The organism is Kutzneria sp. 744, from assembly GCF_000568255.1.
Taxonomy (GTDB): domain Bacteria; phylum Actinomycetota; class Actinomycetes; order Mycobacteriales; family Pseudonocardiaceae; genus Kutzneria.
The window spans coordinates 1019364-1031324 of sequence record NZ_KK037166.1 but is presented as its reverse complement, the minus strand read 5'-3'; the positions used below and the strand labels follow the sequence as shown (position 1 = coordinate 1031324).

The following is an 11961-nucleotide window of genomic DNA, read 5'->3' as shown; positions in this document are numbered from 1 at the left end:
TCAGCGCCACCGACCTGGTCAACGCCGGCCAGAGCAGCTTCGAGGCCATCCGGGCGGCGCTGCTGACCGCATCGGTGTTCACCTTGCTGCTGCCGGGATCAGCATGCTGGTGCTCACGCTGGAGCAGGTCCGCGAACGCCGCCGCCCGCTGGCCATGCTCGCCGCCGCCGGCGTGCCGAGATCCGTGCTGGCGCGGTCCTTGCTGTGGCAGACCGCGGTTCCGGTCGTGCTGGGCGTGACGGTGGCCGTCGGTATCGGCATCGCCATAGCGGCCCTCGTCATCCGCCTGACCTCGCTTGACCTGCACATCGACTGGCCGACGATCGGCATTTCCACCGGTGTGGCCCTGGTTCTGGTGTTTGTCGTGACGGCGTGCAGCCTGCCGTCCCTGCGCAGCGCCACCCGGCCGTCGGCGCTGCGCACGGAATGATCACGCCTTGGCCAGCAGCTCCTTGATCCGCTTGGCCGAGGCGGGCACGCCGGGCTGCTGGTACAGCCAGGCGAAGAAGTCCTCCTGGCTCAGGCCCGCCGGCGACGGCGGAAGGTAGCACTCGACGTAGGCCGGGGTGCCGGGCTGGAAGCGCCAGCTGTCGGCCAGGCTGCCGGTGTCCACGGTGTCGTAGCCGATGGTGTCCAGCAGGGTGGCGACGGCGGCGTTGGCCGCGGCGTCGTCACCGGCGATGGCCAGGGCGCTGCGGTCGGCCGCGCCGGCGGGGCGGGCGAGTTCGGCCAGTGCCTTGAAGAAGATGTTGTTGAACGCCTTGACCACGTGCGACTCGGCGAGGTGCCGCTGCACGAGCGCGCTGGACGTCAGCTCACCGGAGTCGAGCTCGGCGATCTTGCCGTCGCGGTCCGGGTAGTAGTTCAGGGTGTCGATCACCGTCTTGCCGGCCAGCTCGGCCGCCGGCAGCTTCGGGTAGGCGTGCAGCGGGATGCTGGCGACCACGATGTCGCCGGCCTTCGCGGCCTCGGCCGGCGTCGCCGCGCGGGCCCGGTCGCCCAGCTCGGCCACCAGGTCGGCCAGCGTCTCCGGGCCGCGCGAGTTGCTGAGCACGACGTCGATGCCGGCGTTGACGGCCAGGCGGGCCACGGTGCCGCCGATCATGCCGGCGCCGATGAATGCGAGTGTCACGATGCCCTCCAAGTGGCAGTCGAATGTCACTTCTTCGGACGCTAGCACAAGTGGCAGACGACTGTCGGTTGCTAGGCTGGGGGTGTGACCGAGCGGACCGTGCGCGCCGACGCCGCGCGCAACAGCGAGCGCATCCTGCGTGCGACGCGGGAGGTGTTCGCCGACCTCGGCCCCGACGTGCCGCTGGAGGAGGTCGCCCGCCGGGCCGGCGTCGGCGTCAGGACGCTCTACCGGCACTTCCCGTCCAAGGACGACCTGCTCCAGGCGGTGATCAACCTCAACGTCGCCGAGGAGCTGACCGCGTTCATCGAGCGGGCCTCGGCCGACGACAACCCGCTGCGGGGCCTCACCAGCCTGTTCGAGGCGACGCTGGACCTGGTCGAACGCGACCGGCACATGGTGACCGCCGTCAACAACTCCAGCGTCGTCACGTGCGAGAGCGCGACCTCGCTCCGGGCGGCGTTGGCCTCCTTGACCGGCCGGGCCCAGGAAGCCGGTCTCGTGCGGGCCGATGTGACGCCGGACGACATCCACCGGCTCCTGACCATGCTGAGCAGCGTCGCCTACGCCGACGACGGCTGGCGCCGCTACGTCGTGCTCGTGTTGGATGCCTTGTCGCCCAACGGAACCACTTCGCTGCCGCCCGCGTCCTCGACCGCCGCCGTCTGCGAGACCTTCGACCTGCGCTGAACCACGGCCAGCAGGGCGCCGACGATCGTGATCAGCGCGCCGACGGCCTCGATCGTGGTGAACGACTCGCCCAGGAACACCACCGAGGAGACGGTCCCGAACACCGGCACGGAGAACATCGCGACGGTGGCCGTAGTGGGCCCGACCACGTGTAGCGCCCGGTGGTAGAACAGATAGGCGATCGCCGTGGGGCCGATGGCCAGGAACGCGGTGATGACCCAAGTGGACGGACGCACGTCGCCCCAGTCCGTTGTGGACAGTGACGGGATTGCCGTCAGCGCCAGGGCCAGCGCGCCCGCGCCGGTGGCGTAGGTGGTGGCGCGCAGCGGTTCCATGCCGCGCAACACCTTCTTGGAGGCGATGCTGTACACGGCCCAGCACGCGGCGGCCAGCAGGTAGAGGACGTCGCCACCCAGACGCGCTCCGGAGACGCCGCCGGCCCCGATGCCGACGAAGAACACGACCGCGCCGGCAACGCCGGTCGCCAGGCCGACGATCCGCGGCGCCGACGCGGTTTCCCGGCCCGAGACCAGCAAGGCGACGGTGGTCAGGATGGGACTGAAGACCGGCACGATGATGCTGCCGTCGATGGCCGGGGCCAGGGTCAGGCCCCAGAAGAAGCAAAAGTTGTAGGCGAAGACGCCGACCAGGCCGACGCCGCCGGCCACCCGCAGATCGCGCCAGGAGAACCGCGTCTTGTCGGGGCGCAGCAACAGCAACAGCACGAGGACCACGGCGGCCCCGCCGAAGCGCAGCATCGCCGCCACCTCGTGCGGCAGTTCGCCCACGACGACCTTCGAGCCGGTGAAGGCCGTGCCGAACAGGACCATGGTGATGAGGAGATAGAGGTACGGCCCGGTGCGCGGCCCGTCGGTGGAGTGGTCGGACATGGCTCATATCGTGCTGCCGGTTCCGGCCGCCGTCTTGTACGTTCCTGACATGGTCGGTGAACCGGAGGTGCGCGCGTGGCGCCCGGAGGTGCCCGGCATCACCGAGGTGTTCCACGCCCACTTCACCAAGCACGCTTACCCGCTGCACACCCATACCGTGTGGACACTGCTCATCCTGGACGACGGCGTCCTGCACTTCGACCTGGACCGGCACGACCACGACACGCTGCGCTCCCAGGTCCTGCTGCTGCCGCCGCACGTGCCCCACGACGGCCGGACCGCCGCGCCCGAGGGCTTCCGGAAGCGGGTCATCTACCTGGCCGAGGACGCGCTGTCCGCCACGCTGATCGGGCCGACCACCGACAGCCCGAACCTGGCCGATCCGTTGCTGCGGGACCGGATCGCCCGTCTGCACGGCGTGCTGGCGCAGCCCGGCGAGTCCTTCGAGGCGGAGAGCCGGCTGGCGTTGATCGTCGACCGCCTCGACACGCGGCTGCGGCGGCAACCGGTGGACCCGGCGCCGATCCGTCGGGGCGTGGCCGACGACCTGCACGACCTTCTGGACGCCCGGCTGGCCAGCGGGCTGACCCTGGACGAGGCGGCCGGGCTGCTGCACAGCCATCCCGCGCACCTGGTCCGGGCCTTCACGCGGCGGTTCGCCATTCCGCCGCACCAGTACATGACCGGCCGGCGGGTGGAGATGGCCCGACAACTGCTGTTGTCCGGGCTGCCGGCCGGGGCGGTCGCGGCCGAGGTCGGGTTCTACGACCAGTCGCACCTGACCCGGCATTTCAAGCGGATGCTCGGCGTGAGCCCGTCGCGTTATGCGGGCGCTACCTCAGGCCGTCGAGCAGCGCGTTGAGGCCGAGCCGCCAGCGGCGGTCGATGGAGTGCCGGGTGCCGAGGCGGTGGGCGCTCTCGGCCTTGGCCATTCCCTCGGCGTAGACGAACAGCACAAGGGCGATGTCGACGGGATCGCCGTTGAGCAGGCCGCCGTCGACCGCGTCGCGGACGCGGCGGGTGAAGATCTTGCGGACCCGCACGCCGGCCTTGGTCTCCTCGGCCGTGGGGTCGAAGTCGGCGAAGGGCCGGGCGAACATGATCTCGGCCAGCACCGGGTTGCTGACGATGAAGTAACGGAACGCGTCGGCCAGTTCCCGGACGGCGTCAAGGGGCTCCGGCGTCTCGGGCAGGGCGGCCAGCTCGTCGGCCAGCAGGTGGAAGCCGTGGAAGAAGACCTCGCGCACGATGCCGGCCTTGTCGCCGAAGACCTCGTAGATCGCCGGCAGGGAGGCGTTGGCCCGGCCGGCCACGGCCCGGGTGGTCAGGCCCGCGACGCCGTCCTCGGCCAGCACGGCCAGGGCGCCGGCCAGGCCGCGTTCGCGGAGGTCTTCGGTGCGCTGCTTTACCCGGGGCACGTGGCCGATCTTAGCAGGCTCGTTACGTAACGACGTTAGAACGTCTCGTATCGACGTTACGGAACAACGATACGGTACAGTGGCCGGGTGACCGCCACCGTTGTTGAGCTGCTGCGTGAGCGCAAGCGGCAGGGGAGTGTGCCCGGGCAGCGTCGTGACGACGCGCGACTCGTGCTGTTGGTCGAGGGCGGCAGCTCTCGCGGCGCTTATTCGAGCGGCATGACCATCGCCATCGAACGACTCGGCCTGCTGCCGGCGTTCGACGCGGTGTACGGCAGCTCCGCCGGGTCGCTGAACGCCGCCTGGCTGCTGTGCGGCCGCGCCGAGAAGACCCAGCACGCCTGGTGGGACCCGGAGATCATGGGCGCCACCATCAACCCGCGCCGGGTCCTGCGTGGACAACCCGTCGTGGACACGGGCTATCTCGTGAACACCGTCTACACGTCGGTCATGCCGATGGGCTTCCGCGAGGTGCTGGACAACCCCGTCGAGTTTCATCCCATGGCCACCGACGCCCGCACCGGCCAGCCGGTCGACCTGCACGACCAGATCCATGACCAGGCCAGCCTCCAGGCGGCGCTGCGGGCTTCGACCGCGATGCCCTTCCTGGCCGGCGATCCGGTCGAGATCGGTGGGCGATCGCTGGTCGACGCCGGCGTGAGCGAGGGCGTGCCGATACGGACGGCGTTGGCCCAGGGCGCCACCCATATCGTCGCCCTGCGGACCCGCCGCGCCGACGAGCCCGCGCTGGCTCCTTCCCGAGGCGAACGGCTCCTGCTGTCGCGGTGGTTCGCCCGCCACGCGCCGGGGTGCGTAGAACCGTGGCTGCACCGGGCGGAGATCCGTGCGCAAGAAGAGCGCCTGCTGGAGTCGCATCCGGCCGCTGTGTCGATCCGCCCGCCGCTGGGGAGCCCGACGGTCGGCCGTACCGAACGCCGGGCTCCGGTGCTTCGCTCCGTTGTGGACACCGGCCGGGAGGCGGCGATGGATGTGCTGGAAGAACCCGTGTGAGGCCCTTACAGGCGATCGGCGTCCATCACGGCCTTGGCGAAGTCCTGCGGGGCCTCCTGTGGCACGTTGTGGCCGATGCCCCGGAAGATCCGGGTGCTCGTAGCGGCCGGTGAACTTGTTCCGGTACGCCTTGCCTTCGATGGCCGCGCCGTCGAAGTCGGAGCCGATGGTGATCGCCGGCACGGTGATGGGCGGGGCGGCCTGGAGCTTCTGCTCGATGGCGTCGTACTGGGCCTCGCCCGGGGCCAGGCTGAGCATCCAGCGGTAGTTGTGGATGACGATCGCCACGTGGTCGGGGTTGGTGAAGGACTTCGCGCTGCGGTCGTAGGTGGCGTCGGAGAACTTCCAGCCGGGCGAGGCGGTCTGCCAGATGAGCTTGTTGAAGTCGTGGACGTGCTGCCGGTAGCCGGCTTCGCCGCGGTCGGTGGCGAAGTAGTACTGGTACCACCAGCCCCGCTCGGCCGCCGGGGCCAGGGGCTGTTGCTGGGCCTTGAGATTGTTGAGCAGGTAGCCGCTGACCATGGCGGCGGCCTTGACCCGCTCGGGCCACAGTGCGGCGACGCTCGTGACGGTCCGGCCTCCCCAGTCGTAGGCGCCGAGGACGGCCTTGTCGATGTGCAGGGCGTCCATAAGCGCCACGAGGTCGGCCGGTGGTGGCCTGCTGTCCATTGCGGACGGTGTCGGGGGACAGGAACGTTGTGGTGCCATAGCCGCGCAGGTACGGGATGATGACGCGGTAGCCCGCGGCGGCGAGGATCGGGGCGACGTCGACGTAGGCGAAGATGTCGTACGGCCAGCCGTGCAGCAGGATGACCGGCTGGCCATTGCCGGGCCGTCCTCGGCGTAGCCGATGTCCAGCGGGCCGGCCTTGACCTGTTTGAGCGAGGCGAAAGAGGTGTGCCCGGGCGTGCTCGCGGCGGAGACGGGTGCGGCCGCCTTGCCCGTCGAGCAGCCGGCGATCGACGCCGTGGCCACGACTCCGGCGAAGCCTTGGGTGAACTGTCCCCTGGTGAGCATGCGGAACTTCTGTCGAGGACAACGATCGGTGCGTGGTCGACGCTAACCGCGGTCGACCGGATCGGGCGACTGGGTGATGACTGGGTGCGATCGACGAGGCCGCGGCCGACCTGGAACGCTCGGTGGCCGTCGCCCGCGAGAACGGTTTCGTCAGCGAGGAGGCCAACGCCGTCGGCCAGTTGGCCTGGATCGACCGCAGGCGGGGCAAGCTGGAGCACACGATCGAGCGCTTCGAATGGGTCGTGGACACCGCCGGTCGCATCGGCAACGTGCAGCTGGCGGCGCAGTACCTGGTGGAAATGGCCGAATGCCACCGGGAACGCGACGACGTCGGGCGGGCCCGCGCCGCCTGGTCGCGCGCGCTCCTGTTCTACAGCGGCCGGCCCCGTGGCCGGGTCATCGAACGCATCGAGGAAGGCCTTGCCAGCCTGGCCTAGCGGATGCGGAAGCGCCGCATCATCTTCAGCCCGGACAGCATGCTCGTGACGTACTTGTCGGGATCCTGGCCCGGGCGTGGGCCCATCACCTGCTTCTTCAGCACGGCCATGTTCTGCACATCGGTGTACTTGAGCAGGCCCTGGTCACCGTGCCGGGCGCCGACGCCGGAGTTCTTGAAGCCGCCGGACGGAGTGCCCTTGGCGGCGTAGGCCGTGGCCAGGATGTCGTTGATGTTGACGTTGCCGGACTCGATGCGCGCGGCCACCGCCCGGGCGGCGGTGATGTCGCTGCCCCACACCGAGGCGTTGAGGCCGTAGTCGGTGTCGTTGGCCAGCTCGACGGCTTCGTCGACCGTGCGGTACTTGTGCAGCGCCACGACGGGGCCGAAGGTTTCGGTGACGCCGCAGAGCATGTCCTTGGTGACGCCTTCGAGGATCGTCGGCTCGAAGAACGCGGGCCCGAGATCGGGGCGGGGCCTGCCGCCGCACAACACGGTGGCGCCCTTGGCCACGGCATCGTCCACATGGGACTTGACCCGCCGCATGTGGTCCACGGAGACCAGGGATCCCATCTCCGGCCCGAACTCGTAGGCGGCCCGGACGTCCAGGTCCCGCGTCTTGCGGAGATAGGCCGTCTTGAACTCGTCGTAGCGGGACTCCGGCAGGTAGATCCGCTCGATGTGCATGCAGATCTGGCCGGTGTTGCCGAAGGCACCGAAGATGGCTCCCTGCACCGCTTCCGGCATGTCGGCGTCGGCCAGCACGATCATCGGGTTCTTGCCGCCGAGCTCCAGGCAGCAGCCGATGAGGTTGCGGCCGGCCCGCTCGCCGATCACCTTGCCGGTGGCGGTCGACCCCGTGAACATCACGTAGTCGGCGTTGTCGATCAGGGTCGGGCCGACGTCCGGGCCCTCGCCGCAGACCACCTGGAACAGGCCTTCCGGCAGGCCGGCCTCCTCCAGCATCTGCACGCCGTACAGCGGCGAGAGCGCCGTCTTGTTGTCGGGCTTGAGCACCACGCCGTTGCCGGCCATCAGCGCCGGGATCGCGTCGGAAATGCCGGTGGCGAACGGGAAGTTCCAGGGCGCGATGATGCCGACGACGCCCTTGGGCTGGCGGATCTCGGTCGAGGACGTCAGCATCGGCACCGGCCCGCCGCGCCGGGTCGGCGCCAGCAGCTTGGCCGCCCGCTTCAGGTAGTGGCTCATGACCATCGGCGGGTCGCACGACTCCTCGATCGCCATCAGCCGGTTCTTGCCGCTCTCGACCTGGATGAGATCGGTGACCGTGCGGGCGTTGTCCACGAAGATCGTGTGCGCCCGCTTGAACACCGCCAGCCGTTCCCGGACCGGTGTGGCGGCCCACTTCCGTTGCGCCGCACGGGACTTGACGAAGGCCCGCTCGATGTCGTCCGGAGTGGACTGTGGCAGCTCGACCAGCAGCTGCCCGGTGTAGACCTCGGTGAGGTGCCATGGGCTGCCGCCCGGCACCCGGGCGACGAGTTGCCGGAGGAAGGCGTCGGTGGTGGAGGCCGGGCGGGTGAGCTGGACCGGGGTGAGGGTCATGATCCGCTCCCGAGGACGAGGGCCGCGCCCATCTCGCCGATCATGATGCAGGGCGCGTTGGTGTTGCCGCCGGTGACCGACGGCATGATCGAGGCGTCGCACACCCGCAGCCCGTCGACCCCGCGGACCTTGAGCTCCGGGGTCACGACCGCTAGCTCGTCCACGCCCATACGACACGTGCCGACGCCGTGGTAGACCGAGGTCGCGCGGTTGAGGATCGCGTCGCGAAGCTCCTGGCCCTGGAGTTTGGTGCCGGGGTGGATCTCCTCCTTGACCGCGCCCTTGAACGCCGGCGAGGCCATGATCTCCCGCACCATCTCGCTGCCCTCAGCCAGCACGTCGAGATCGCCCTGATCGGCCAGGTACTGGAAGTCGATCAGCGGCGTGGCCGTCGGATCGGCCGAGGCCAGCCGGAGCGTGCCGCGGCTGCGGGGGTAGATCAGCGTGGTCAGCACGGTCAGCGCCGGCCGCTTGTCGACGTCGTGGCGGATCGGCGCGTCCTGGTTCGGCGACACGTAGGCCCATGGCAGGACCTGGAGTTGCAGATCGGGAATGCCGTCGGCCTGGGACGTCTTGAGGAACGCCACCGCCTCGAAGACGGTGTTGGCCAGGAAGCTCTTGCCCGGCCGCAGCATCTCCTGCAGCAGGCCGCGCGCGTAGTACGAGCCGGTGCCCCGGTTGCGGCTGGAGGACACGTTGAAGGTCAGGGCGTGGAACATGTGGTCGTGCAGGTTGTCGCCGACCGGCAGGTCGGCCAGCACGGTGATGCCGTGCTCCTTGAGGTGGTCGGCGTGGCCGATGCCCGACAGCATCAGCAGCTGCGCGGAGCCGACGAAGCCGGCGGCGAGGATGACCTCCTTGCCGGCGCGGACCGTGCGCCGCGTGCCGTCGGCGTCGGTGACCTCGACGCCGACCGCCCGGCCGTTCTCGATGATCACCTTGCGCACCAGCACCCGCGACTGGAGTTCCAGCGTCGCCGGGGCGAGGTGGTGCAGGTAGCCGCGGGAGGCGCTGTAGCGCAGGCCGTCGGCGGCGTTCTGCTGCATCCGGCTGACGCCTTCTTGCGACTCGGCGTTGTAGTCGTCGAGGATCGGGCAGCCCAGCGCGTCCGCGGTGGCCTCGACGAACTGGAGCGAGGCCTCCTGCGGGGTGCTGCTGCGGGTGATCCGGATCGGTCCGCCGGCGCCCCGGAACGCGTTCTCGCCGTCCTCGAAGTCCTCCATGCGCTTGTAGGCGCCGTTGACGCTGTCGGCGTCCCACCCGGTGTTGCCCTCGGCCGCCCAGGAGTCGAAGTTGGCGCGGTTGCCCCGGACGTAGACCATGCCGTTGATCGAGCTGGAGCCGCCCACCACCTTGCCGCGGGGCACCGGCATCCGCCGATCGAGAACGTGTTTCTGCGGCACGGAGTAGTAGCCCCAGTCCACGATGCTCTTGAGCTGCGGCACGGCGTGCATCGGGCCGACCAGCCCCGGCTTGCGGACCAGCAGCTGCTCGTCGCTCTTGCCCGCTTCCAGCACGATCACGCTGGCCCCGGACTGGGCCAGCCGGCCGGCGATCGCCGCCCCCGAGCTGCCCGACCCGACCACCACGTAGTCGGCCTCGACCCCGCGCGCCTTCTTCGCCATCAGCCGCTCCTAGCCCGCCGCCCAAAACTGGAACGTGTTCTAGTTCAACGGCCACCGTATTGCGTCGCCCCCTGTTCCGCAACGGTCAGCCCGAAACCCCTGCGAGTCCCGCCCAGCGTCATGCCGAAACACGGGAACGGGCAGAACCGAGACTGGAGGCTCAGTTCTGCCCGAAACCGTATTTCGGTGTGCCGGAGCGCGTGACTCGCGGAGGGTTAGGGGGTGACCTCCAGGTAGTCGAGGTTGGGGGTGCCGCCGGTGTTGGTGGAGGTGAGGCGGAGGGTGTTGGGTCCGGCGGCGAGGGGGACGGTGACGGTGGCGTCGGTCCAGGCCTCCCACGAAGCGGTGGGGGAGAAGGCCAAGGTGCCGGCGGCGGCGCCGTTGACGGTGAGCGCCGCGGAGCGGTCGGTGGTGGTTCCGTTGGCGTAGCGGAACTTCACGGTGCCGGGGCCTTGCACCCCGGACCACTCGACGTACGAGCCGGTGGCGTTGGTGGTGTTGCAGAAGCCGGTGCCGGAGAAGCCGGCGTGGTCGGAGTCGACGGTGCCCTGGCAGGTGCCGGCCTCCGCCTCGTACCGAGTGCCCTGCGGCGGCGGCGTGGCAGAGCCGGCGTAGGCCGAGCCGAGCCAGGAGTCGTCGATCCGCAGCAGCTTGTAGTGGGTGGAGTCGCTGGACGCGGCCCAGGTGCTGTCCACCTCAAGCCGCACGAAACGGGTGTCGTGGGCCGGCAGGTCGATGAACTGCACGCCGCGGTGGCTGGGCAGGGTGCCGCTCGTGACTGGGCTGCCCCAGTCGGTGCCGTTGGCCGACACGTAGACCTTGTAGTCACGGATGCGGGCCGACTGCTCGGTGCTGGACCGCGCGTAGCTGACCGAGTCCTCGCGCTGGTTGAGTCCGAGGTACTGGACGTGCTTGGCGGAGCCGAGGTCGTAGGTGAGCGACACCGGCAGGGTCTTCTTGTTGTCCCAGTACGTCAGGTAGCTGCCGTCGGCCGCGGCGGAGGCGGGGTGACCGCTGGCCGAGGCGGACGCGCTCATGGTGTACGACCCGGCGGGGTAGATGCCGGTGCGGCCATGGGTTTCCACCTGGAACACGGTGTCGTACTTGTCCCAGCCGGACAGCCCGGTCAACGTCAGGCTGCCGTTGGCCTGGCTGAAGCCGACCGCCGCCCCGGTGCGGAAGTTGGTCACCTTGGTGACCTGGTACCCGTTGTCCCGCAGGCGAAGCGTGCTACCGGACGGCTTGGTCAGCACGTGGATGAACTGCTGGTCCGGGTTGGTCTTGCTGATCGTGGTGACGCCGTGGGAGCCGTCGTTCCAGAACCCGGGTTGCAGCCCGCCGTTGAGGTAGCCGCCGCCCTCGGTGCCGTTGACGGAGCCCCAGATCTGGTCCAGGTAGCCGTTCAGGAAGTTGTTGTAGTCGACCTGGTGACTCGGGAACTTCCCGTTGACCATGGCCGTCTCGTCCATCAGCGACTTGATCGACGAGCCCGCGTTGGCGATGTACCGTCCTACGTTGAGACCCGCGTCCACAGTGGAATCCGTGCCGGTGTACCACCAGGCGCCGGTGTCGGGCAGCTTGTAGTCGGCCTCGACCAGCCGCGGCGCCGCGGTCCACACCGCCTGCGGGTAGTCGTAGGCCGGGGTCATGCCGGTCTTCTGCTCGTTGCTGACCATGTCCATGATCGGCGTGTCTTCGTTGTTGTTGCTCAGTGTGTAGTTCGGCCGCTTGGCCCGGATCTGCTCGTACAGGTTGTGGCTGAGCCAGTAGTCGTTGTCGTTGTCGATCCAGAACCCGCCGAGGTCCGGGTACTTGTCCATGACCTCGAGGAAGTTGTCGTAGCTGAACTCGCCGAACCCGTCGCGCGTGGTGAGGTTGACGGTGTGCCCGGCGTAGGTGGAAAACCCTTTGGAGTCCAGCCAGCTCTTGCCGGACGGCAGGCCGTCGGCGTTCCACTGTGGATCGTCGGTCATGTACAGGATGGTCCGCATGCCGGCCTTCTTGGTGGCGGCGATCAGCTCACCGAGGAAGTCGCGGCTGGTGTGGCAGCTGCCCGGGATCTTCGACGGCCACGGCCGCGCGTAGCCCAGCCGGCTGTGGAACGTCGCCAGCACGATGTACTGGGCGTGCAGCTTCTTGGCCTCGTTCACCCAGTAGTCGGCCGTCCAGCCGCCCT

12 protein-coding genes and 1 pseudogene are annotated in these 11961 nt (G+C 69.4%); 6 read left to right on the top strand and 7 right to left on the bottom strand.

The genetic code is table 11. From position 1 onward, the window contains the following. Positions 1–70 precede the first annotated feature (70 nt). Positions 71–430 carry an ABC transporter permease gene (locus tag KUTG_RS04490; protein ID WP_157495513.1) on the top strand — a complete coding sequence of 120 codons (360 nt, stop codon included), beginning with the start codon at positions 71–73 and terminating at the stop codon, positions 428–430. On the opposite strand, the gene KUTG_RS04485 is transcribed toward KUTG_RS04490, so the two are convergent. Continuing rightward, positions 431–1132, bottom strand: a complete 702-nt coding sequence (locus KUTG_RS04485; protein ID WP_232240657.1) for an NADPH-dependent F420 reductase — start codon at positions 1130–1132, stop codon at positions 431–433. A gap of 84 nt (positions 1133–1216) precedes the next feature. Here KUTG_RS04485 and KUTG_RS55955 point away from each other — a divergent pair, with 84 nt between their 5' ends. Next, the gene (locus tag KUTG_RS55955; protein ID WP_198047008.1) at positions 1217–1822 is read left to right on the top strand and encodes a TetR/AcrR family transcriptional regulator; all 606 of its coding nucleotides are present in this window, start codon (positions 1217–1219) and stop codon (positions 1820–1822) included. On the opposite strand, the gene KUTG_RS04475 is transcribed toward KUTG_RS55955, so the two are convergent. Then, on the bottom strand, positions 1720–2712 hold the full coding sequence (locus KUTG_RS04475) for a DMT family transporter (RefSeq protein WP_063753481.1): 993 nt from the start codon (positions 2710–2712) through the stop codon (positions 1720–1722). The genes KUTG_RS55955 and KUTG_RS04475 overlap by 103 nt on opposite strands. Positions 2713–2761: 49 nt before the next feature. Here KUTG_RS04475 and KUTG_RS04470 point away from each other — a divergent pair, with 49 nt between their 5' ends. Next, the gene (locus KUTG_RS04470) at positions 2762–3574 is read left to right on the top strand and encodes a helix-turn-helix transcriptional regulator (RefSeq protein WP_043728273.1); all 813 of its coding nucleotides are present in this window, start codon (positions 2762–2764) and stop codon (positions 3572–3574) included. Here KUTG_RS04470 and KUTG_RS60730 read toward each other — a convergent pair. After that, positions 3546–4130: a TetR/AcrR family transcriptional regulator gene (locus KUTG_RS60730; protein WP_043715098.1), complete on the bottom strand. Its 585-nt coding sequence runs from the start codon at positions 4128–4130 to the stop codon at positions 3546–3548. The two genes, KUTG_RS04470 and KUTG_RS60730, sit on opposite strands and share 29 nt — an antisense overlap. An 87-nt stretch (positions 4131–4217) precedes the next feature. Here KUTG_RS60730 and KUTG_RS04460 point away from each other — a divergent pair, with 87 nt between their 5' ends. Both KUTG_RS04460 and KUTG_RS63175 read left to right on the top strand, forming a co-directional pair. Further along, entirely contained in the window at positions 4218–5141 is a 924-nt protein-coding gene (locus KUTG_RS04460; protein ID WP_043715096.1) for a patatin-like phospholipase family protein, read from the top strand. Between the two features lie 109 nt (positions 5142–5250). Then, positions 5251–5409 carry a hypothetical protein gene (locus KUTG_RS63175; RefSeq protein WP_232241569.1) on the top strand — a complete coding sequence of 53 codons (159 nt, stop codon included), beginning with the start codon at positions 5251–5253 and terminating at the stop codon, positions 5407–5409. Positions 5410–5621: 212 nt separating this feature from the next. Here KUTG_RS63175 and KUTG_RS63170 read toward each other — a convergent pair. Next, positions 5622–5771: pseudogene (locus KUTG_RS63170) on the bottom strand (alpha/beta fold hydrolase); the annotation flags it as partial. A gap of 509 nt (positions 5772–6280) precedes the next feature. Between KUTG_RS63170 and KUTG_RS04455 the strand changes: the two are divergent. Continuing rightward, a complete protein-coding gene (locus KUTG_RS04455; protein WP_043715094.1) occupies positions 6281–6595 on the top strand; it encodes a hypothetical protein in 315 nt (104 codons plus the stop codon). Here the strand turns inward: KUTG_RS04455 and KUTG_RS04450 are convergent. The 3 genes from KUTG_RS04450 to KUTG_RS04440 form a co-directional block, all read right to left on the bottom strand. Continuing rightward, positions 6592–8160 carry a succinic semialdehyde dehydrogenase gene (locus tag KUTG_RS04450; protein ID WP_043715092.1) on the bottom strand — a complete coding sequence of 523 codons (1569 nt, stop codon included), beginning with the start codon at positions 8158–8160 and terminating at the stop codon, positions 6592–6594. The two genes, KUTG_RS04455 and KUTG_RS04450, sit on opposite strands and share 4 nt — an antisense overlap. After that, positions 8157–9785 carry a GMC family oxidoreductase gene (locus KUTG_RS04445; protein WP_043715090.1) on the bottom strand — a complete coding sequence of 543 codons (1629 nt, stop codon included), beginning with the start codon at positions 9783–9785 and terminating at the stop codon, positions 8157–8159. Before KUTG_RS04445 ends, KUTG_RS04450 begins: the two co-directional genes overlap by 4 nt. Before the next feature lie 215 nt (positions 9786–10000). Beyond that, the coding region (locus KUTG_RS04440; protein WP_198047007.1) for a discoidin domain-containing protein at positions 10001–11961 on the bottom strand (1961 nt) is incomplete at its 5' end.

Coding starts and splice junctions, on each gene's coding strand:
- KUTG_RS04475 (WP_063753481.1), bottom strand. CDS start 2,712: ATGTCCGACCACTCCACCGACGGGCCGCGCACCGGGCCGTACCTCTAT.
- KUTG_RS04470 (WP_043728273.1), top strand. CDS start 2,762: ATGGTCGGTGAACCGGAGGTGCGCGCGTGGCGCCCGGAGGTGCCCGGC.
- KUTG_RS04450 (WP_043715092.1), bottom strand. CDS start 8,160: ATGACCCTCACCCCGGTCCAGCTCACCCGCCCGGCCTCCACCACCGAC.
- KUTG_RS04445 (WP_043715090.1), bottom strand. CDS start 9,785: ATGGCGAAGAAGGCGCGCGGGGTCGAGGCCGACTACGTGGTGGTCGGG.